A 19,085-nucleotide genomic window follows, 5' to 3' on the forward strand; every position below is an offset into this window, starting at 1 on the left:
ATAAATTAATTTTAAAAAAAGATAATGATAAATAAAGATTTAAAAGTTGCAGTTTTAGGCGCTGGTGCAATGGGCTGTTTGTTTGGAGGTTTGTTAGCTGAAAAAGGGCTAAATGTAATTCTAATAGATGTTTGGAAAGAGCATGTAGAAACAATAAATAAAAACGGCCTTAAAATGGATGGACATGGTGGAGATAGATTTATAAAAGTTAAAGCAACAACCGATCCTTCATCTGTAGGTGTTGTTGATGCAGTAATAGTAATGTGCAAAGCAACTGTTCTAGAACCAGCTCTCAACAGTATTATAAATATCATTGGTGAAAAAACTGTTTTTATGTCTTTTCAAAATGGTTTTGGACATGAGGCTATTATGCAAAAAATTGTTGGAGTTGAAAAAGTTTTAGGTGGAACAACAACTCAAGCATCAAATATATTGGGACCTGGACATATAATGAACCACGCAGCTTTACCATCTTGGATAGGAGAATACGAGGGCGGTATGAGTGAAAGAGTTAAAGAGGTAGCTGATACTTTCACGGCATATAATTTAGAGACAATTGCCGCAGATAATGTAAAGAAAAGAAAATGGATGAAACTTTTTGCATTAACTGCAATTGGTCCTTTATCTGCAATTTTTGATCTACATCACACAGATTTATATATTAATAATAGTGCAAATAATGTTTCAAGATCTCTTGGTAAAGAAATCATATTAGAGACAAGACAAGTAGCTTTAGCAGATGGTGTTGAGGTATCTGAGGATGAGTGTCTATTTATGTTTAATAAAATTGTAGATTCAAACCAAACAAATAAATCGTCTATGGCTTTTGATGTTCAATATAAGAGAAAAACTGAAATTGACTTTATAAGTGGTGTGGTTTCAAGTCTTGGAAAAAAACATGGAATAAAAACTCCTCTAAACGATTTAATGTATAAAATGATCAAAGTTAAGGAGGGAATGTATAGCTAAATGCTAAAAATTGAGAAATTAAAAAAAATAAAAAGTAATTTTCCAGTTTTAGTAGGTAGTAATGTTATTCCAAAAAGTATTTGTAAAACATTAATTAAAGAAATCAGTAACTCCAAATCTTTTGATGACATGATCATGGGTGGGAGAAGTCGAATAAACAAAGGGTCTAAAAATTTTAATAATTATATTAAAAAATCAAAAACCTCAGAAAAACTCTTTAAAGTTTTTAATAGTAAATCTTTCTATAAAAAAATTGAAAGTATATTTAAAAAAAACTTTAAAGATGGCTCTTGGGAAAACTCAAATCTTCCAAAAATCTTTAATCAAAAAAAGTTTACTATTAAAAAAAAATTAAACTCAAGTGAACTTCAAAAAATGCTTGGGAATAATTACTCAAACCCAAAAGTAAATTTAGATATTGATTTTTCTGTTTCAAAAGGTGGATACAGATTAAGACCACATCGAGATGACATTACAAGATTATATAATTTTTTAATTTACTTAACAGATATTCCAAAAAAGAACGGTGGATCACTAACTATTTATAAAAAAAAGGCAAAAAAGAACTTAAGAAAAAGCTTCAGAAGATTTCCTAAAATTAGTGAACTTGAAATTGTGGAGGAGTTTACACCTAAGCAAGGAACAGCTGTTTTTTTTCAATCAACTCCCAACTCTTATCATGGTGTAAAAAGATTTATTGAAAAAAATTGTTCTAAAAGGTTTTTTATTTATGGAAGTTACGCCCTGAATAAGCCAGTAATTTGGAAATTTAATAATATTCCTTATTATCCCTACATAATTAAAAATAAAAAAAAAATGCTTACATCTTTTCATGATGCAAATTATCTTACTATTCCAACTACAAATTAATATAAGTTTAAAAAATGAAATCATTGACTAAAAAAAAATTTGAAGAACAGGGATACTCAATAGTAAAAAATGTTTTAAATTTTGATAATGATCTGAAACCCATCTTAAATGACATGGAATATGTAATGGATAGACTGATTCATAAATTCTCTCCTAAAAAAAAAATATCAAAAGCTTTAAAATTTAAATTTGAAAAAAAATATAAGTTTGTATCTTCTCTTAATATTTTTGATCTAGATCAGTATTTCAATACAAGACTACCTAGAGACCATGTTAAAAAAGATAGCGATTACTTTGCAAGTCATTCTCTTTGGAATTTAATTAAACATAAAAAAATACTTAAAGTCGTTGAGAAAATACTTGGCCCAGAAATACTTTCTAACCCAGTTCAAAATACAAGGATAAAACAACCAGAAAAAACATTACCTAAAAAATCAATTAATGATGGTTTAAGCGGAAGGACACCTTGGCATCAAGATGCCGCTGTACTATCAGCTAAAGGTCAAAAAAAAACTGAACTTTTAACAGTATGGATACCTTTTACAAAAACAACTAAGAGAAATGGCTGTATGATTACTATTCCTGGAATAAATAAATTAGGATTATTAAATCATCACTCTGGCTACAGAGGACAAGTTGAAATTAAAGATGCAAAGTTACTTAATTCAAAAAAAGTAGCATACTTAGAAGCTAATGTGGGAGATATAGTTTTGCTACACCGACACTCTGCACATTGCTCTATTCCTAATAAATCAAATAATTTTAGAATAAGTGCTGATCTCAGATATAATAAAGCAGGTCAAACCTCTGGTCGAGAGCCATTACCTAGTTTTTATGTAAAAAGTAAAAATAAAAAAAATATTACTATTTCAAATTTTAAACAATGGCTTGCTCTGTGGGAAAAAGCTAAAGAAAAATGTATACCTAGAAAATATGCCTTTAAATATTCTTTACCTACATTCAAAAATAAAAAAAGAGATCTATCTAAGTTAATTAATTTTTAAATAAATAATTTTATAAAATATATATTTGTGTATAAGAGCTTATGAAAAAAATTTTAGTTATACAGCCTATTCATGAAGCTGGTATTGAATTGCTTAAAAATAATACAAATTACGAATTTGAAATTGTTGAAAATGTAGATCCTGATTTTCTCAAATCTAAAATTAAAGACTGTGATGGAGTATCGATAAGAACAGCAAAATTGACTGGGGATGTAATTGAAGCAGCAAATAATTTAAAGATTATTTCTAGACACGGTGTTGGTTACGATAATATTGATTTAGAATCTTCTAAAAAAAATAATTTAACACTTGCAATTACAGCAACAGCAAATGCAGTAGCTGTGGCTGAACATGTAATGTTTATGCTCCTTAATATTTCTAAAAGAAAAACTATGTATGATGACACTGTTAAGAAAGGAAAATTTAATGATAGAAACAAATTGCCAAAAACTGTTGAACTTTGGAGTAAAAATATACTAATTGCTGGTTTCGGTAGAATTGGTCAATCTTTAATAAAACGATGTCTAGGGTTTGAAATGAAAGTTTTTGTCTATGATCCATTTGTTTCTAAAGATGTTATTGAAAATTTAGGTGGTATCAAGGTTGATAGTATGGAAGATGCTTGCAAAACTATGGATGCAGTATCTCTTCATATTCCATTAAATGATAAAACTAAGAATATAATCAATTATGATTTACTAAAAACAATGAAAAATAATTGTATTATTATTAACGCGGCTAGAGGTGGTATTGTAAATGAAGTTGATCTAGATAAGGCTTTAAATGAAGGTTTAATTTTTGGAGCTGGTTTAGATGTTTTTGAAACTGAGCCACCAGAACTTAACAATCCATTATTAAAAAACGATAAAGTTTTTCTAAGTCCACACACAGCAGCTTTTACTGAAGAATGCATGACAAGAATGGGTAAAGAGACAATACAAAATATTATTGATTTTTTTGATCAAAAGTTAGAAAAATCTAAAATTGTAAAATTATAAAAAAATTAGTTTTGAAAAACTTCTAAGTTACTTTTTTTAAGAGTTTCTGTTAAATATTTATAGCCAATCTTTGCATATTCAAATGGATTTGCTTTTGAAGGATCTTGTTCCGCTTCTACCACTAACCAACCTGAGTAATTTTTTTCTTTCAATACATCGAACAAAGGCTTGTAATCAATACACCCATCACCTGGAACTGTAAATGCACCCTCTAAAAATGCCCCTCTAAAACTTAAATCTTCTTTCAAAGATTTTTCTAAAACATTTTTTCTAATATCTTTACAATGCATATGAATTAATCTTTCACTAAAATCATTTAATATTTTTAACGACTCTCCTTTAGCAAATAACATGTGACCAGTGTCTAATGTAAGTTTTACACTATCATGCGTGTTTTCAAGCAATCTTACTGTATCCTCTTCAGTCTCTATTACAGTGCCCATATGATGATGGTAAGCAAGTGGCATCCCTTCATCTTCAAGATATTTTCCCATTTCTGAAATTTTTTCATAGTATTTTTTTGACTCTTCAAGATCCATTTGAGGTCTTGTAGATAATTTTCGATTTGGATCTCCTTGGATTGAATCAGAAACTTCAGCAAAAACCATACAAGGTGAATTGCAATCTTTAAAAAGTTTTAACTGATCTTGAATTAAATTTTTTTCTTCATTTACATTATTTTTTCTTAAATTCGCTCCATACCAACCTGAGCAAAGATTTAGGTTAAATTTATTAAGTTTGGGAATTAATTCTTCTGATTTTTTTGGAAATTTACCACCAGACTCAATTCCAATAAATCCTGCCTGACTAGCTTCAGACAAACATTGTTCTAAAGGAGTGTCACCTCCCAATTCAGGCATATCATCATTACTCCATGCAATTGGTGCTATTCCTAATTTAATTGACATATAAAATTATTAAAAATTAAATGCATTTCTAAATTATGATCTTTTGTGCATCAAGAAAATTATCTTTATAATTCATATTTAATTCATCTTGAAAAATTGTTTCTTGATTTCAATCTTTAATTCTGTTGTAAATTCTTATGATTAACTTTTCTTTAATGGGAGCAGGACGGATTGGAAAAATGCATGCTAAATTTATAGCATTACATCCAAAAGCAAAATTAAAATATGTATATGATGTTAATTCTCAGTTTGCCGAAGAAATATCAAAATCAACAGGGTGTTTAATAGCATCTTCACCAGAAGAAGCTATAAAGGCTGACGATATAGACGCAGTTCTAATAGCATCGGCTACTCCAACTCATACTCAATTTATTACAATGGCAGCGAAAGCTGGAAAAGCAATTTTTTGTGAAAAGCCAATTGATTTAGATATCAATAAAGTAAATGAGTGTATGGAAAATATTAAGGGAACAAACGTTCCTATTCAAATTGGTTTTAATAGAAGATTTGATGCCAGTCATGCAAAGGTGCAACAGGCAAAAGTAAAAAAAGAAATTGGTGAATTGGAAATGGTTGTTATTACAAGTAGAGATCCTGAGCCTCCAGGAATTGATTATTTAAAAGCTGCAGGAGGATTTTTTAGAGATACTACTATCCATGATTTTGATTTAACTAGATTTATATTAGGGGATGATCCTGTAGTTCAAATATCTGCATTTGGAGATGCTTTATTTGATAAAAATGTGCAACAAGAAAAAGATCTGGATACTGCTATGTTTATTCTAAAGTCAAAAAATGGAGTTTTAATTCATATAAATAATTCTAGAAGAGCTGTATATGGGTATGATCAAAGAGTAGAGGTTTTTGGTAGTAAAGGTATGGTAATTTCAAACAATCAAACCCCTACATCCATACAAAGATATACAAATACATCTACTGATGAAAAAGAACCTATACATTTCTTTTTTATTGAAAGATACGAGCAAGCTTACAGAGATCAATTTAATGAGTTTGTAAAATGTGTTGAGGATAAATCAAAACCTTTGGTGGGATTTGAAGATGGTAGAAATGCTTTGATAATAGCTAACGCAGCATATCAATCGTTTGAAAGTGGTAAAGTAATAGATATAAAATTCTAATATGTCTAATAAATATATATCTGAACAATCTAACCAATTTAAAGATAAAATAATAATTGTAACAGGAAGTACTCAAGGAAGTGGAGCTGAGACCGCAAAATTACTAGCAAGTAGAGGTGCTAAAGGAATAACTATTTGTGGAAGAAATAGTGATAAAGGAAATAAAGTAAAATCTGAGATAGAAAGCATAGGTGCAGAATGCTTATATGTTCAAGCAGATTTAGAGAAACTTACAGACTGTAAAAAAATAGTTTCTGAAACTGATAAAAAATTTAATACTGTAGATAGTTTTATAAATGTTGCCGCTTTTACTGAGAGAGGAACGATCTTAAGCACGACAGAAGAAAATTATGATAAAAATTTTAATGTAAATGTAAAAGCTCCTCTTTTTATGATGCAAGATGTTATAAAAATAATGATTAGAGATAAAAAAAAAGGAACTATTGCTCATATTTTATCAATGGCCGGATACAGTGGTATGCCTTTCTTAACTGCTTACAGTTCTTCTAAAGCAGCATTAGCAATAATGATTAAAAATGTTGCAAATTCAGTTTCCGGGCATCAAATAAGAGTAAACGGAGTAAATTTGGGATGGACAGACACACCAGCAGAAACCGTAATTCAAAAAAAATTTCACAACGCAGATGATGATTGGCTAAAAAAAGCTGAAGCAAAAGTTCCTTTTAAAAGATTAAACAAACCTTTGGATGTTGCAAAGATCTTAGCTTTCTTATGTTCAGATGAGTCTGGAATTATGACCGGAAGCATTGTTGATTTTGATCAAACGGTTGCAGGATGGCATTCATATTCAGCATATGACACCAAAAAATTAGATGATAGTATTTTAGGTGAGTGAGCCTAATTTAAATTAAATAATGAAAAAAAATAAAATTAAAGATACTGGTTTAGAAGTTACAGAATTGAGTTTTGGAACATCCTCTTTGGGAAGTATGCCAGACACATACGGTTATGAAGTGCCTGAAGATAGGGCTCAAAAAACTCTAAATAGATTTTTTCAAGGGCCTGTTAATATGCTTGATACATCAAGAAATTACGCAATGGGTGAAAGTGAAAAAAGAATTGGAAAAGCAATTAAAGAAAATGGAGGATGGCCTAAAGGTTTTCTTTTATCTACAAAACTAGACAGAAATATGGACACCTTAGTTCTCGATAAAAATAGAGTTAGAGAATCATTAGAAGAAAGTTTAAAAACGTTAAATGTAGACTCTGTTGATATTTTATTTTTACATGATCCAGAATATGCAAAAGACATTACTGATATTACAAAAAAAGATGGAGCAATGGATGAGTTATTTAAAATTAAAGATGAAGGTCTTGCTAAAGCAGCAGGTGTTGCAATGGGTAAAGTAGATATTATGTTTCCTTTGCTAAAAGATTGGGATTTTGACGTGATAATTAATCATAACAGATATACCCTAATAAATAGAGAGGCTAATGAAATGTATGATTATGCTCATAGTAAAAATATATCAATTTTCAATGCTGCTCCTTACGCTGGTGGTGTTTTAGCAAAAGGTCCTGATAACTTTAAAAAAGTAACCTATCAGGATGCTACGGAAGAGAAATTAGCCCCTGCTCGTGAGTTTGAAAAAGTTTGCAAAAAACATAATGTGGAATTAGGAGCAGCTGCACTTCAGTTTTCTTTAAGAGATAATAGAATTACCTCAACGATATGTGGTGTAACTAGTGTTGAAAGCATAGAAAAAAATTTGGCTTGGGCAAATGCTGAAATTTCTGGTGAATTTTGGGATGAAATATCAAAACTACCATTTTCTACTAATGACCCAGAGTCTGAAAGAGTTTTCACATCAGGATAGTTTAAAAGATTACAAATAAACTATACATAAAGTTGAGTTTAAAGAAATGGTACGACTTAACAGTTAAAAAATACATTAATTTAAAGTTAAAAAATGCTGTGGATATATATCTATTGCAATGACTCTGTTTTTCTATTTTAATTAGTCAAATTAAAAGGAGGTCTTAATGGCTAAGTTTTATATACTAGGAAGATATACGGATAAAGGTCTTGGAGGCTTTGTAAGTAATCCAGACACAGATCGAAAAGCTGCTACTACAGCTTTAGCTGAAGCAGGTGGTGCAAAACTTACTGGCTATGCTGGTTTAAGAGGCAAGTATGATTTCATGGTAGAAGTCGAAGGTACTTTTGATCAAGCAGCTGCATCAGGAATGGTTGCGGTTTCGAGTGGGGCTGTAACTGACTTTACTGTATTAGAGGCTATTGACTTGAATGGTATTGCAAAAATTGCAAACAAAATGGTTGGTGGCTACAAAGAACCAGGTAAATAATTACAAAAAAGCTCTTCCTCTATTTTTTAGAGGAGGAGTTAAATATCTCTATAATAGTAACAATCTTTTTAGATTATATAATTTTTTTTCTTAAAGAATTTTACTCATATTATATAAAATCATATATATATTGTAATTGTATATGAATATTCTTAAGGATAGCTTTGGTAGAAAATTTCCATACATTAGATTGTCAATTACAGATGTGTGCAATTTTAAATGTGGATACTGTTTACCTAATGGATATAAAATTGATAAAAGTGATAATAGAACTTTCATCAATACTGATGAAATTGGTAGATTAGCAAAAGCACTGTCACAACTTGGTGTATCAAAAATTAGACTTACTGGTGGTGAACCGACTGTTAGAAAAGATTTTTTTGAGATTATTAAGATTATTAAAGAGAATTCAGGGATCAAAAAAACTGTAATAACTACTAATGGTTACAGATTAGATAAAATAGCAAATGATATAAAAAATAGTGGCTTAGATGGAATTAATATTAGTATAGATAGTTTAAATGCTGAAACTTTTAAAAAGATTACGGGACACAACAGATTAGAGGAAATTCTTAGAGGTATTAAAAAATTACAAAAATTAAATTTCAAAAATATTAAGATCAATGCTGTTTTATTAAAAGGAGTAAATGACTCTGAGAAAGATTTTAATGATTGGGCTGAATTTGTAAAAAATAATGAAATTGATTTTAGATATATTGAGTTGATGCAAACAGGAGATAATCTAGACTATTTTAACAACTATCATGTTCCTGCAAAAAAATTTACAGACTATTTAAACAACAATAATTGGGTTATTCAAACATTTGGTAAAGATTCAGGGCCATCAAAAAACTATTTAAACCCAAAGTTTCAAGGGAAATTTGGTGTTATTGCTCCCTACTCTAAAGATTTTTGTAAAAGTTGTAATAGATTAAGAATAACGGCTAAAGGTGATTTAAGATTATGTTTGTTTGGTAATACTGGAATAAATATTAGACACTTAATGCAAAAAGATAGTCAAATCGATGAGTTAAAAGATTTGATTTTAAAACAGCTTAATTTTAAAAAAGAGTCTCATTATTTAGAGATCGGTGAAACTGGTTTAACAAAGAATTTATCGACTACTGGTGGTTAATATGAAAAATTTAAAAGTGATAAAAAACAACGAATTAAAAGATTGGGCAGAAGAAATTTTTAAAAAAAATTCTTTTAATATGGTAGATGTTTCAGCCAAAAAGGAAACTCAAAGAAGAGCTTTAGCATCTGGAAAAATTTATGTTGGCAAAGAAGTTTTTCATTTAATTAAAAATAAAGAAATGCCTAAAGGAGACCCAGTAGCTTTAGCAGAAGTTTCTGCAGTTTTAGGGGTTAAAAAAACCAGTGAATTAATACCCTTGTGTCATCCACTACCAATTGATCATACTGCTACTAAAATTATTATGCATGATAAAGAAAGTTCACTTGAAGTATTTTGTGTTGTTTCTACATATGCGAAAACAGGTGTGGAGATGGAAGCAATTATGGGAGTAAATGCTGCCTTAATAACTATTTACGATTTAAGTAAAATTGTTAATCCCCATTTAAAAATCGATGATGTAAAATTATTAATCAAAGAAGGTGGAAAAAGTGGTCTATGGAAAAATCCTGATGGACTACCTAATTTTTTAAAAGAAATATTTTAATTAAAATATTGATGAAGATACAAATTGAGTTATTTGGAGCAAGTCGAGATTTTAGTGATCAAAATTTTATAGAATTAGATATTGAACACAATTCAACAATTAAAGATATTAGAAATAAAATAGTTGAATTCTTAGATAAAAAATTCAAGGGTAATGAAAATTTTAAAAATATTGTAAATTCATCTGCATTTTGTTCTGAAAATAACAATATTATCAGCGACAATTATAAAATAACAAGTAATGAAAAAATTGCTATTATACCCCCTATCGGAGGAGGTTAATGCTTCATACAAAAGTAATTGATACAAAAGAAAAAAAACTTTCGATTTTAGAAGCTGAAAATTTTATTTCATCTTATGAATTTGGAGCATCAATCTTTTTTTCTGGAACTGTCAGAAATCAAAACGATAATAAAAATGTATTAGGAATAACTTATGATAGTCATGATGCACTTGTTATAAAGAGTTTTGAAGAAATTTATAATGAAGCAGATCAAAAGCTAAATATCAAAGATAAAGCAGTATTTATTGAACATGCAAAAGGTTATTTAAATCTTGGTGAAGTAGGTATCATTATTGGTGTTGCCTGTAAACATCGTGATGAAGCTTATATTTTATCTAGATACATAATTGAAGAAATTAAGAAAAGGTCACCGATTTGGAAAAAAGAACATTACACAAATAATGAAAGTAACTGGCTAAAAGGCAATCCTGTAATTCATGAAAAAAATTAAATATTCAGAAATAACACCTGAAAAAATTTATAAAAATAGAAGATCATTTATTAAATCAATTGGTTTAAGTGCTGGGTCCATTGCAATGACTTCATTTATCTCTGTTAATGATGCTTTATCTCAAGAAGAAAAAAAATATACGAGCTACAAAGATATCACGACCTATAACAATTATTATGAGTTTGGAACTTCTAAAAGTGATCCATATATTAATTCACAAAATTTTAAAACAAAACCTTGGAATATTAGTATTGAAGGTGAAGTTGAAAATCCTATCAAAATATCTATGGAAGAAATCTCAGAAACGATTGAGTCTGAAGAAAGAATATATCGCTTAAGATGCGTTGAGGGATGGTCAATGGTAATTCCTTGGATGGGTTTTTCTTTAAGTAAATTGTTATCTAAGGTCACTCCTACTTCCAAAGCAAAATTTGTTAAATTTGAAAGTGTTTATGATCCTGATCAAATGAGAGGCCAAAGATATCCAGTTTTAAATTGGCCTTATAAAGAAGGATTAAGAATTGATGAAGCAATGCATCCATTAACTACAGTGGTAACAGGTTTATATAATAAAAAACTTCCCAATCAAAATGGTGCTCCTCTTAGAATTTTTATTCCATGGAAATATGGTTTTAAAAGTGCAAAGGCTATTGTGAAGATAGAATTGGTTGAAAAAATGCCAACCTCGTCGTGGATGTGGGCTTCACCAAGAGAGTATGGTTTTTATTCAAATGTTAACCCTGATGTTAATCATCCGAGATGGTCTCAAGCAACTGAAAGAGTTATTGGAAATGATATTTTTGCACCAAGAATAAAAACTTTAATGTTTAACGGTTATGGAGATGAGGTAGCTAATTTGTATAGTGGTATGGATTTAAAAAAGTATTTTTAATGAATAAATTTTTAAAGCCTGGTATTTTCATTTTAAGTCTTATTCCTTTCTTGATAATTATATCTAAAATTTATTTCAATCAATTAGGTCCAGAACCAGTAAAAGAAATCACTCATCACACAGGTGAATGGACATTAATTTTTATCTGCTTAACTTTAGCAATGAGTCCTCTTAAAAGATTTACTAATTTAGTTTTTTGGATAAAGTTTAGAAGAATGTTGGGATTATTTGTTTTTTTTTATGCAACTATTCATTTGATTACTTATGTAGTTATAGACTATAGGCTTGATTGGCAGCAAATTTTAAACGATGTTTTAAAGAAGAAATATATATTTATTGGATTTTCAGCTTGGCTATTATTAATTCCATTAGCTTTTACCTCGTCTCAAAAAATGGCAAAATTATTAAGACATAATTGGAAAAAATTACATAGATTAATTTACATAATAGCAATCTTTGGTTCACTTCATTATATTTGGCTATCAAAAACGATTTTTTTTAAACCTTTAATTTTCATGTTAATTATACTTGTTTTGCTAACCCTAAGAATTAAAATAAAAAAAAGAGAGACAAATTATGGATGATAAAACAAAAAAAGAAATTCAATCAGCTACATTTGATAGGTTATTGAACCATTTAGATGAAAGAAAAGATGTTCAAAATATTGATCTTATGAATTTAGCTAATTTTTGCAGAAATTGTTTATCTAGATGGTATAGGGAAGAAGCTGAAAAAAAGGGCATAACTATATCTGATCCTGATGCTAGAGAGCATATTTATGGAATGCCTTACACAGAATGGAAAGAAAAATATCAAAAATAATTATTTTTCTTTAAGTCTAGGGAATAATTCAACAAAATTACAAGGCTTGTGATTAATATCTAATTGATGTTTTAAAATTCCATCCCAAGCATCAGTAACACCACCAGATGATCCAGGTAATGCAAAAACATATTTACCGTTTGCTAAAACTGCGCAAGCTCTAGACTGTATTGCAGAAGTGCCTACTGTTTTAAGACTTATAGTTCTAAAAACTTCACCAAATCCAGGTATTTGTTTATCAGCAATTTCATCTATTGCTTCTGGGGTTATATCCCTTCCTGTTAAGCCCGTACCTCCAGTAGTTATAACTACATCAATATCTTTTTTATTAATCCATTCTTTTAAGATTGAAACGATGTCTTCTTTACTATCTTTACAGATTTTTCTATCAATTAAATTATGATTAGCTTCTTTAATCTTTTCTACAAGAATTGCTCCGGATTTATCGTTATCAAAAGTTCTAGTATCTGTTACAGTTAATAAAGCTATATTTACATTCATAATAAATTTTAAGTATGATTATATTATCAATATTTTTTTTTATAACAGCAATATTTTATTCTAGTGTTGGCTTTGGCGGGGGATCTACCTACCTGGCATTAATGTTGATTTGGGATATTCCATATTATATTTTTCCAATATTAGCTTTAATTTGCAATATCATAGTCGTTTCAGGCAACTCTATAAACTACGTAAGATCTGGTAATCTTAATCTTAAATTACTTACTCCATATTTAATAGGTTCTATACCTTTTGCGTTTTTTGGAGCCTCAATGACCATCACTAAAGAATTATTTGAAATACTATTGTTTGTTATATTAATCATTGCTGGGATTTTTTTATTGATTGAAAGCAAGTCATTTAATGATGATCAAATTAAGATAAAATCAATCCCAAAAATCATTTCACACTTAATAGGCTCTATAATTGGTTTTACTTCAGGAATTATTGGAATTGGTGGCGGCATATTTTTAAGTCCAATTTTATTTTTAATGAAAGCAGGATATCCAAAGCAAATTGCTACTACCGCATCTTTATTTATTTTAATTAATTCAATATTTGGTGTAGCTGGTCAATTAACAAAAGATATTGTGTTTGATGAGTTTTTAAATTTTTGGCCTCTTTTTATAGCGGTGTTAATAGGAGGGCAAATTGGAAATTTTTTGAATATAAAATTTTTGTCTGGCAAAACTCTAGCTATAATAACATCTTTATTGGTTATCTTTGTGGCTATAAGAATGGGATCTAGATTATTACCATAATCTTGATTTAATTGTCTTTTACTATATTTAATCACACAATGAAGAATATTAAACCATTTGGTCCATCAATAGGTAAGGCAAGAATTTCAAATAAATTTTTTGACATATTAAACAAAGAGTTTGATGAAAAATCAAAATCAAAAAAAATTGATTACAGCTCAAAATTAGCAAGCCAAATTAAAAAAGAATTGAAAATTTCAGATAAATTTATCAGAAAACACTTAGATAAAGAGTTAAAAAAAAATATTATCAAATTTTTATCAAATGAAAAAATACAAGAAATCAAAGAAATAAAAATTTTAAATCTTTGGGTGGTTCGACAATTTAAAGGTGAGTATAACCCTATACATTACCACGAAGGTGATTTGTCAGGTGTTGGTTATCTGAAATTACCCAAAGGTATGACTAGCAATAAAATGGTAAAAAATAAAAAAGTCAAAACCAATGGAACAATTGATTTTATTAATGGTCAAAGAGGATTCTTAAGTAAAAGTATCTATAATATTGTTCCCAAAATCAAAGAATTAATAATTTTTCCAAACTACTTAATGCATACTGCTTATCCATTTAATATTGAAGGTGAACGAAGATCTTTTTCTTTCAATGCAAAAATTATTTTAAAAAAATAGTTTACAATTAGTCTTTAAAGTTTTATAAATTATATGCCGATTTGATCTTATTGCGGGCTTTAACTGCTAAAAAGAAAATTCCCATTTAAAATCAATAAGCAAGGTATTTGAACTATATTGTGCACCTAGCAAAAAGCTGAAGCACTAAAAAAGTGTGGATTAAATGGACTTAAATTTTTTCAAACAAACAAGAGTATTAGACGGTGGAATGGGTCAAGAACTTCTAGCTAGAGGAATGAAACCTAACGGAACATTATGGAGTGCTAATGCAATATTAGATGAAAATTATCACCAATTACTACAAGATACACATAGAGATTTTGTAAAAGCGGGAGCTGAAGTAATTGTTACCACGACTTTTACGACGAGACGAAAAAGGCTTCGAGAAAATAATATTGAAGATAAATTTGAGTATCTAAATATAAAAGCTGGAGAAATTGCTCACAAAGTAAAAAAAGAATTTCCAAATGTTTTAATTGCTGGTGGACTACCTCCTCAAGAATTAACTTATGAAGCGGATGAAAGAAGTGAAGAAGAAATTATCAATACATTTAATGAGCAAGCGAGGCTATTAAATGATTATGTTGATTTTTTTTATTTTGATGTGTGGAGTAGTATTAAAGAGTTTAAATGCGGAATTAAGGCTATCAAAGAATTTAAAAAACCTTATCTGATCGGTATTCATATATCTGAAGGAACCAACTTACCAAGTGGTGAAAAAATTTCTGATATTAAAACCATTATTGATGACAAATTATTGGGTGTCATGCTTTCTTGTGTATCTCCTGAAAATTATGAAAAAAATCTGATAGAAATGAAAGAATTAAATGTTCCATTTGGTTTTAAATTAAATGGATTTATGACAACAAAACCAAAAAATGGTTATACGTCTTCTTTTTTTAAAAATTCTGGAGGAAATCCAAATGAATTCCTGGGTCATAGACATGATTTTACACCAGAAAATATTGGGGAAATCGCAAAAAAGTTTAAAGAAAATGGTGCTACTATATTAGGAGGATGTTGTGAAACTAGACCTTCTCATATTGCGGCAATGGCAAAACTCAAATAGTTTTTTTGTTATCAGCTTTTTTTACAAAATAGATACCAATACAAACTGCTATTAAAGATATTAAAACTTTAATAGTTATTAATTCTTTTAAAAAAATGTAACTTAAGGTGGTTCCAAATATTGGTATTAAGTATGAAACTTGCGATTGAAAAATTAAACCATTATTTTTTAAAATTCTAAATCGCAATAACCAAGCAACTCCAGTTGGAACAAGTCCTAAGTATATAGCTGATATCATAGAGTCTGTTCTTGGAATAGATTGCCAGGGTTGCTCTATAAAGCTTACTAATGGAATTAAAATTATAATTGCCCAAATCAATATTGAGCCTGTTACATTTTCATTTTTTTTCTTACTAATTTTTAAAGTTAAAACACCACCAATTACATAACAAGTTGAGCCAAGTAATATCAATAATGCTGATCCAAAATTATTTTGGTCAATTAAAAGGTTGTCAGAAAATAAAAATACAATTCCTGAGAAACCAATTAAAATTCCAATGGTTTTTACTAAATTAAACTTTTCATTTTTAGTATAAAAATGTCCTAGTACAGTTGAGCTTAAAGGAGTAGTAGACATTAAAATTGCTGCTAGGTTACTTTGAACAGACTTTACCCCATATGCTATTAAGAAAAATGGAGCTACTAAATTAATAAATCCTATCATTGCAAACCAATGCCAGTCTTTTGAAAAAGCTTCAATTTTTATATTTTTATAATAGCAAAGAAGTAAAACAGGAATTGCCCCAAAAAAAACTCTCAAAAAAGCAATTGTTACAGGTCCAAAAGAATAAGTGGCTATCTTAATATTAAAAAAAGCTGAAGCCCAAATCAAAGCTAATGTTGTTAATAAGATGTAATCTATTAATTTTGGTTGTCTCATTCTGTTATGTCTTTTTTTTCACCATCAGTTAAGACTGTTAATTGTTTAAAATCTATTTTAAATACGCAGTTTGGGTGCCCAGCTCAGCAAAAATGGTTGTAAATCTTTCTAAATTATTATCAATATAGATTTTTAATTTATTTAAATGTCCTACAGGAGAAACTCCACCAATAGTATATCCAGTAATTTTTTTAACTTCATCTGGATGTGCCATAGAAACATCTTTAAAATTAAAAATATTTTTAAGTTTATTTAAGGAGCATCTTTTATCTCCAGATACTAAACAAAGAATGAAATTATCCTCAGTTTTAAACAGCAAACTTTTAACAATTGCACCAACATTACAACCCAAAGCTGTAGCCGCATCTTGTGCAGTACGAGCTGTTTTTTCCAAACAAATAATTTCTAAATTAGAATTAAATGCTTTAATTGCTTTTTCAGCTCTTTTAACTGGCTCTTTGTTCAGTAATGAGTTCATTATGAAAATCTTATTAAATAATATTGAATAAATACATTACTTATGTGAAAATTGCATAGGTGTTATTTATTAAATTAGCAATATTTTTCGGGATTAATTTGTTAATTACTACTCATAAAATTATATAGGAGACAAAATGAGCGCAGCAAATGTTTTAAAATTTATAAAAGAAAAAGAAGCAGAATTCGTAGATCTAAGATTTACTGACCCTAGAGGTAAGCTTCAACATTTAACAATGGATGTAACAATTGTTGATGATGAAATGCTAAATGAAGGTGTATTTTTTGATGGGTCATCAATTGCTGGCTGGAAAGCTATTAACGAATCTGACATGATTTTAAAACCTGACACATCAAGAATGATTATGGATCCTTTTACTTCACATAATACACTAGTTCTATTTTGTGATATTTTAGATGCTGTTAAGAAATCTCCTTACGAAAGAGATCCAAGAGGAACTGCTAAAAAAGCTGAAGAGTATTTAAAATCATCAGGTGTTGGGGATAAAGCTTTTTTTGGTCCAGAACCTGAATTTTTTGTATTTGATGATGTAAGAATTAGTAATGACCCTAACAATACTGGATTTATTCTAGACAGCAAAGAAGGTCCATACAACTCTGGTAAAGTTTATGAAAATGGCAACATGGGTCATAGACCTCCAGTTAAAGGTGGGTACTTTCCAGTTCCTCCTGTTGATAGTGAACAAGATATGCGTGGTGAGTATTTAAAAAACTTAAAAGAGGTTGGAATTAAAGTTGAAAAACACCATCATGAAGTAGCTCCTAGTCAGCATGAACTTGGTATGTATTTTGGAACTTTGGTTGATCAAGCTGATAATGTTCAGTTATATAAATACGTTGTACAAATGGTGACGCACTCATTTGGTAAAACAGCTACCTTCATGCCTAAACCTGTTGCAGGTGATAACGGTTCAGGTATGCACATCCACCAATCTATTTGGAAAGGAAGTACACCAGTATTTTCAGGTGATGCTTATGCTGGATTATCAGAAACAGCTCTTCATTATATTGGTGGTATTTTAAAACATGCTAAGGCAATAAATGCTTTTGCTAACTCAACGACAAACAGTTATAAAAGATTAATACCTGGTTTTGAAGCGCCAGTTCTTCTAGCATACTCTGCAAGAAATAGATCTGCATCTTGTCGTATACCAATTACTCTAAGTAAAAATGGTGCAAGATGTGAAATAAGATTTCCTGATGCTTCTGGAAACCCTTATTTAACTTTTGCCGCAATGTTGATGGCTGGACTTGATGGAATTAAAAATAAAATTCATCCAGGTGAATCATTTGACAAAGATCTATATGAATTACCACCAGAAGAAGTTAGTGCTATTCCAACTGTATGTGGCTCTTTAAGAGAAGCTATGGAAAGTTTAGATAAAGATAGAGAGTTTCTAACTCAGGGCGGTGTATTTACAGATGATCAAATTGATGCCTACATTGCACTTAAGTTTGAAGAGATACATAAATTTGAACATGCACCTCATCCAGTTGAGTTTGAGATGTATTACAGTAGCTAGTAATTAATTACTGTCTAGTTGTTGCAATTGTATCTTTGTTAACACCTTTTTTAACAACGTAGTCCTGTGTGCCGTTGGCACCAGTTTCTACTTCTTTACGAAGATCTTTAAAAAAAGTTCTTTGCTTTAAAGAATTTTTAAGGTTTTTAACAAGGTTTTTAAATTCAAATGTGTTCATATAAGATACTTACACTAGTTATGCAAGAAATGCAATACTGATATGCAAATATTAGGACAATATAGCCTATTCTATTTTAAAGGACTCTCCGCACCCACAACGCTCAGTTTCATTGGGATTATTAAAGACAAAAGTTGAGGATAATTCTTCTTTTTTATAATCCATTTCAGTTCCTAGAAGATACATAATTGCAGCTGAATCAACAAAAACTTTAACACCCTTTTCCTCTATAACTTCATCATTGGGATTAACTTCTTTAGTATATTCCATAACGTAAGACATGCCTGCACAACCACCAGCTTTTACAGAAACCCTAACTCCTAGAGAATTTTTTTCTGCATTAGACATGATTTCTTTAATTCTTTGAGCAGCGTTATCACTTAGTTTTATGATTGGATTCATTATAAATTTAATTCTAATTTTGCAGCTTCTGACATCATATCTTTGTTCCAAGGAGGATCCCAAACTAATTCAAGATCAACATTATCTATTCCTTCAACTTGCATTGCTCCATCTTTGACTTCTTTTGGCAAGCTCTCTGCAACAGGACAATTTGGAGTAGTTAAAGTCATTTTAATTTTTGCATGATTATCATTTTCAACCTGAACATCATATATCAAACCAAGCTCATAAATATTAACAGGTAGTTCCGGGTCATAAATTTTTCTAATCTCTTCTATAATTTGATCTTTCTTCGTCAT

The 19,085-nt window shown here is 29.4% G+C and carries 26 protein-coding genes and 1 riboswitch; of the genes, 19 read left to right on the forward strand and 7 right to left on the reverse strand.

Going from position 1 to position 19,085, the window contains the following annotated elements:
- Window positions 1-24: 24 nt before the first annotated feature.
- Genes ACIJYC_RS04730 through ACIJYC_RS04745 form a run of 4 tightly spaced genes read left to right on the forward strand, consistent with a single transcriptional unit; the run spans window position 25 to window position 3,841 of the window.
- Complete coding sequence (locus tag ACIJYC_RS04730; protein ID WP_435164976.1) at window positions 25-969, forward strand: ketopantoate reductase family protein; 945 nt, start codon at window positions 25-27, stop codon at window positions 967-969.
- Window positions 970-1,839 (forward strand): 2OG-Fe(II) oxygenase, encoded by an 870-nt coding sequence (locus ACIJYC_RS04735; protein WP_435115575.1) that lies wholly within the window; start codon window positions 970-972, stop codon window positions 1,837-1,839. It abuts the gene before it with no gap.
- A 14-nt stretch (window positions 1,840-1,853) separates the two neighbouring features.
- On the forward strand, window positions 1,854-2,843 hold the full coding sequence (locus ACIJYC_RS04740) for a phytanoyl-CoA dioxygenase family protein (protein WP_435164979.1): 990 nt from the start codon (window positions 1,854-1,856) through the stop codon (window positions 2,841-2,843).
- A gap of 41 nt (window positions 2,844-2,884) precedes the next feature.
- Entirely contained in the window at window positions 2,885-3,841 is a 957-nt protein-coding gene (locus ACIJYC_RS04745) for a hydroxyacid dehydrogenase (protein ID WP_435164981.1), read from the forward strand.
- Window positions 3,842-3,846: 5 nt separating this feature from the next.
- On the opposite strand, the gene iolE is transcribed toward ACIJYC_RS04745, so the two are convergent.
- Window positions 3,847-4,749 (reverse strand): myo-inosose-2 dehydratase, encoded by a 903-nt coding sequence (gene iolE / locus ACIJYC_RS04750; RefSeq protein ID WP_435164984.1) that lies wholly within the window; start codon window positions 4,747-4,749, stop codon window positions 3,847-3,849.
- Between the two features lie 137 nt (window positions 4,750-4,886).
- On the opposite strand from iolE, the gene iolG reads away from it, so the two are divergent.
- The 11 genes from iolG to ACIJYC_RS04805 all read left to right on the forward strand — a co-directional run bounded on the left by iolG (window position 4,887) and on the right by ACIJYC_RS04805 (window position 12,345).
- Window positions 4,887-5,888 carry an inositol 2-dehydrogenase gene (gene iolG / locus ACIJYC_RS04755; RefSeq protein WP_435164986.1) on the forward strand — a complete coding sequence of 334 codons (1,002 nt, stop codon included), beginning with the start codon at window positions 4,887-4,889 and terminating at the stop codon, window positions 5,886-5,888.
- Window position 5,889: 1 nt separating this feature from the next.
- Window positions 5,890-6,744 carry an SDR family oxidoreductase gene (locus ACIJYC_RS04760; RefSeq protein WP_435164989.1) on the forward strand — a complete coding sequence of 285 codons (855 nt, stop codon included), beginning with the start codon at window positions 5,890-5,892 and terminating at the stop codon, window positions 6,742-6,744.
- Between the two features lie 19 nt (window positions 6,745-6,763).
- A complete protein-coding gene (locus ACIJYC_RS04765) occupies window positions 6,764-7,726 on the forward strand; it encodes an aldo/keto reductase (protein ID WP_435115587.1) in 963 nt (320 codons plus the stop codon).
- A 166-nt stretch (window positions 7,727-7,892) separates the two neighbouring features.
- Window positions 7,893-8,216 (forward strand): GYD domain-containing protein, encoded by a 324-nt coding sequence (locus ACIJYC_RS04770; RefSeq protein WP_435115589.1) that lies wholly within the window; start codon window positions 7,893-7,895, stop codon window positions 8,214-8,216.
- Window positions 8,217-8,358: 142 nt separating this feature from the next.
- Complete coding sequence (moaA, locus tag ACIJYC_RS04775) at window positions 8,359-9,351, forward strand: GTP 3',8-cyclase MoaA (RefSeq protein ID WP_435115591.1); 993 nt, start codon at window positions 8,359-8,361, stop codon at window positions 9,349-9,351.
- Between the two features lies 1 nt (window position 9,352).
- The gene (moaC, locus tag ACIJYC_RS04780; protein WP_435164992.1) at window positions 9,353-9,898 is read left to right on the forward strand and encodes a cyclic pyranopterin monophosphate synthase MoaC; all 546 of its coding nucleotides are present in this window, start codon (window positions 9,353-9,355) and stop codon (window positions 9,896-9,898) included.
- Between the two features lie 11 nt (window positions 9,899-9,909).
- Entirely contained in the window at window positions 9,910-10,179 is a 270-nt protein-coding gene (locus ACIJYC_RS04785; protein WP_435164995.1) for a MoaD/ThiS family protein, read from the forward strand.
- Complete coding sequence (locus tag ACIJYC_RS04790) at window positions 10,179-10,631, forward strand: molybdopterin synthase catalytic subunit (protein WP_435164998.1); 453 nt, start codon at window positions 10,179-10,181, stop codon at window positions 10,629-10,631. The genes ACIJYC_RS04785 and ACIJYC_RS04790 overlap by 1 nt, the downstream gene beginning before the upstream one ends.
- On the forward strand, window positions 10,618-11,523 hold the full coding sequence (msrP, locus tag ACIJYC_RS04795) for a protein-methionine-sulfoxide reductase catalytic subunit MsrP (protein WP_435165000.1): 906 nt from the start codon (window positions 10,618-10,620) through the stop codon (window positions 11,521-11,523). The genes ACIJYC_RS04790 and msrP overlap by 14 nt, the downstream gene beginning before the upstream one ends.
- Window positions 11,523-12,107 (forward strand): sulfite oxidase heme-binding subunit YedZ, encoded by a 585-nt coding sequence (locus ACIJYC_RS04800; RefSeq protein ID WP_435165003.1) that lies wholly within the window; start codon window positions 11,523-11,525, stop codon window positions 12,105-12,107. Before msrP ends, ACIJYC_RS04800 begins: the two co-directional genes overlap by 1 nt.
- Window positions 12,100-12,345, forward strand: coding sequence for a DUF1244 domain-containing protein (locus ACIJYC_RS04805; protein WP_435165006.1), 246 nt, complete (start codon window positions 12,100-12,102; stop codon window positions 12,343-12,345). The genes ACIJYC_RS04800 and ACIJYC_RS04805 overlap by 8 nt, the downstream gene beginning before the upstream one ends.
- Here the strand turns inward: ACIJYC_RS04805 and moaB are convergent, their stop codons facing one another.
- Window positions 12,346-12,846 carry a molybdenum cofactor biosynthesis protein B gene (moaB, locus tag ACIJYC_RS04810; protein WP_435165009.1) on the reverse strand — a complete coding sequence of 167 codons (501 nt, stop codon included), beginning with the start codon at window positions 12,844-12,846 and terminating at the stop codon, window positions 12,346-12,348.
- Window positions 12,847-12,860: 14 nt separating this feature from the next.
- On the opposite strand from moaB, the gene ACIJYC_RS04815 reads away from it, so the two are divergent.
- The 3 genes from ACIJYC_RS04815 to ACIJYC_RS04825 all read left to right on the forward strand — a co-directional run bounded on the left by ACIJYC_RS04815 (window position 12,861) and on the right by ACIJYC_RS04825 (window position 15,305).
- Complete coding sequence (locus tag ACIJYC_RS04815; protein ID WP_435165012.1) at window positions 12,861-13,607, forward strand: sulfite exporter TauE/SafE family protein; 747 nt, start codon at window positions 12,861-12,863, stop codon at window positions 13,605-13,607.
- Between the two features lie 38 nt (window positions 13,608-13,645).
- A complete protein-coding gene (locus ACIJYC_RS04820) occupies window positions 13,646-14,236 on the forward strand; it encodes a putative 2OG-Fe(II) oxygenase (RefSeq protein WP_435165015.1) in 591 nt (196 codons plus the stop codon).
- A 92-nt stretch (window positions 14,237-14,328) separates the two neighbouring features.
- Window positions 14,329-14,394: riboswitch (SAM riboswitch) on the forward strand.
- A gap of 5 nt (window positions 14,395-14,399) precedes the next feature.
- On the forward strand, window positions 14,400-15,305 hold the full coding sequence (locus ACIJYC_RS04825; RefSeq protein ID WP_435165018.1) for a homocysteine S-methyltransferase family protein: 906 nt from the start codon (window positions 14,400-14,402) through the stop codon (window positions 15,303-15,305).
- Here the strand turns inward: ACIJYC_RS04825 and ACIJYC_RS04830 are convergent.
- Window positions 15,298-16,185, reverse strand: a complete 888-nt coding sequence (locus ACIJYC_RS04830; protein WP_435165021.1) for a DMT family transporter — start codon at window positions 16,183-16,185, stop codon at window positions 15,298-15,300. The two genes, ACIJYC_RS04825 and ACIJYC_RS04830, sit on opposite strands and share 8 nt — an antisense overlap.
- Window positions 16,186-16,237: 52 nt before the next feature.
- On the reverse strand, window positions 16,238-16,663 hold the full coding sequence (locus ACIJYC_RS04835) for a YbaK/EbsC family protein (RefSeq protein ID WP_435165024.1): 426 nt from the start codon (window positions 16,661-16,663) through the stop codon (window positions 16,238-16,240).
- A 136-nt stretch (window positions 16,664-16,799) separates the two neighbouring features.
- On the opposite strand from ACIJYC_RS04835, the gene glnA reads away from it, so the two are divergent.
- Entirely contained in the window at window positions 16,800-18,206 is a 1,407-nt protein-coding gene (glnA, locus tag ACIJYC_RS04840; RefSeq protein WP_435115617.1) for a type I glutamate--ammonia ligase, read from the forward strand.
- Window positions 18,207-18,213: 7 nt separating this feature from the next.
- Here the strand turns inward: glnA and ACIJYC_RS04845 are convergent, their stop codons facing one another.
- The 3 genes from ACIJYC_RS04845 to ACIJYC_RS04855 all read right to left on the reverse strand — a co-directional run bounded on the left by ACIJYC_RS04845 (window position 18,214) and on the right by ACIJYC_RS04855 (window position 19,085).
- Window positions 18,214-18,384, reverse strand: a complete 171-nt coding sequence (locus ACIJYC_RS04845) for a hypothetical protein (protein WP_196242554.1) — start codon at window positions 18,382-18,384, stop codon at window positions 18,214-18,216.
- Window positions 18,385-18,450: 66 nt separating this feature from the next.
- Entirely contained in the window at window positions 18,451-18,786 is a 336-nt protein-coding gene (locus tag ACIJYC_RS04850) for a HesB/IscA family protein (protein WP_435165027.1), read from the reverse strand.
- Window positions 18,786-19,085, reverse strand: a complete 300-nt coding sequence (locus ACIJYC_RS04855; RefSeq protein WP_435165030.1) for an SUF system Fe-S cluster assembly protein — start codon at window positions 19,083-19,085, stop codon at window positions 18,786-18,788. The genes ACIJYC_RS04850 and ACIJYC_RS04855 overlap by 1 nt, the downstream gene beginning before the upstream one ends.

Source organism: Candidatus Pelagibacter bacterium nBUS_28 (assembly GCF_051200915.1).
In the GTDB taxonomy this organism is placed as follows: domain Bacteria; phylum Pseudomonadota; class Alphaproteobacteria; order Pelagibacterales; family Pelagibacteraceae; genus Pelagibacter.

What these genes read in the sequence shown, in the direction of transcription:
- ACIJYC_RS04730 (WP_435164976.1), top strand. Translation starts at nt 25, where the DNA reads ATGATAAATAAAGATTTAAAAGTTGCAGTTTTAGGCGCTGGTGCAATG.
- ACIJYC_RS04735 (WP_435115575.1), top strand. Translation starts at nt 970, where the DNA reads ATGCTAAAAATTGAGAAATTAAAAAAAATAAAAAGTAATTTTCCAGTT.
- ACIJYC_RS04740 (WP_435164979.1), top strand. Translation starts at nt 1,854, where the DNA reads ATGAAATCATTGACTAAAAAAAAATTTGAAGAACAGGGATACTCAATA.
- ACIJYC_RS04745 (WP_435164981.1), top strand. Translation starts at nt 2,885, where the DNA reads ATGAAAAAAATTTTAGTTATACAGCCTATTCATGAAGCTGGTATTGAA.
- iolE (WP_435164984.1), bottom strand. Translation starts at nt 4,749, where the DNA reads ATGTCAATTAAATTAGGAATAGCACCAATTGCATGGAGTAATGATGAT.
- iolG (WP_435164986.1), top strand. Translation starts at nt 4,887, where the DNA reads ATGATTAACTTTTCTTTAATGGGAGCAGGACGGATTGGAAAAATGCAT.
- ACIJYC_RS04760 (WP_435164989.1), top strand. Translation starts at nt 5,890, where the DNA reads ATGTCTAATAAATATATATCTGAACAATCTAACCAATTTAAAGATAAA.
- ACIJYC_RS04765 (WP_435115587.1), top strand. Translation starts at nt 6,764, where the DNA reads ATGAAAAAAAATAAAATTAAAGATACTGGTTTAGAAGTTACAGAATTG.
- ACIJYC_RS04770 (WP_435115589.1), top strand. Translation starts at nt 7,893, where the DNA reads ATGGCTAAGTTTTATATACTAGGAAGATATACGGATAAAGGTCTTGGA.
- moaA (WP_435115591.1), top strand. Translation starts at nt 8,359, where the DNA reads ATGAATATTCTTAAGGATAGCTTTGGTAGAAAATTTCCATACATTAGA.
- moaC (WP_435164992.1), top strand. Translation starts at nt 9,353, where the DNA reads ATGAAAAATTTAAAAGTGATAAAAAACAACGAATTAAAAGATTGGGCA.
- ACIJYC_RS04785 (WP_435164995.1), top strand. Translation starts at nt 9,910, where the DNA reads ATGAAGATACAAATTGAGTTATTTGGAGCAAGTCGAGATTTTAGTGAT.
- ACIJYC_RS04790 (WP_435164998.1), top strand. Translation starts at nt 10,179, where the DNA reads ATGCTTCATACAAAAGTAATTGATACAAAAGAAAAAAAACTTTCGATT.
- msrP (WP_435165000.1), top strand. Translation starts at nt 10,618, where the DNA reads ATGAAAAAAATTAAATATTCAGAAATAACACCTGAAAAAATTTATAAA.
- ACIJYC_RS04800 (WP_435165003.1), top strand. Translation starts at nt 11,523, where the DNA reads ATGAATAAATTTTTAAAGCCTGGTATTTTCATTTTAAGTCTTATTCCT.
- ACIJYC_RS04805 (WP_435165006.1), top strand. Translation starts at nt 12,100, where the DNA reads ATGGATGATAAAACAAAAAAAGAAATTCAATCAGCTACATTTGATAGG.
- moaB (WP_435165009.1), bottom strand. Translation starts at nt 12,846, where the DNA reads ATGAATGTAAATATAGCTTTATTAACTGTAACAGATACTAGAACTTTT.
- ACIJYC_RS04815 (WP_435165012.1), top strand. Translation starts at nt 12,861, where the DNA reads ATGATTATATTATCAATATTTTTTTTTATAACAGCAATATTTTATTCT.
- ACIJYC_RS04820 (WP_435165015.1), top strand. Translation starts at nt 13,646, where the DNA reads ATGAAGAATATTAAACCATTTGGTCCATCAATAGGTAAGGCAAGAATT.
- ACIJYC_RS04825 (WP_435165018.1), top strand. Translation starts at nt 14,400, where the DNA reads ATGGACTTAAATTTTTTCAAACAAACAAGAGTATTAGACGGTGGAATG.
- ACIJYC_RS04830 (WP_435165021.1), bottom strand. Translation starts at nt 16,185, where the DNA reads ATGAGACAACCAAAATTAATAGATTACATCTTATTAACAACATTAGCT.
- ACIJYC_RS04835 (WP_435165024.1), bottom strand. Translation starts at nt 16,663, where the DNA reads ATGAACTCATTACTGAACAAAGAGCCAGTTAAAAGAGCTGAAAAAGCA.
- glnA (WP_435115617.1), top strand. Translation starts at nt 16,800, where the DNA reads ATGAGCGCAGCAAATGTTTTAAAATTTATAAAAGAAAAAGAAGCAGAA.
- ACIJYC_RS04845 (WP_196242554.1), bottom strand. Translation starts at nt 18,384, where the DNA reads ATGAACACATTTGAATTTAAAAACCTTGTTAAAAACCTTAAAAATTCT.
- ACIJYC_RS04850 (WP_435165027.1), bottom strand. Translation starts at nt 18,786, where the DNA reads ATGAATCCAATCATAAAACTAAGTGATAACGCTGCTCAAAGAATTAAA.
- ACIJYC_RS04855 (WP_435165030.1), bottom strand. Translation starts at nt 19,085, where the DNA reads ATGACGAAGAAAGATCAAATTATAGAAGAGATTAGAAAAATTTATGAC.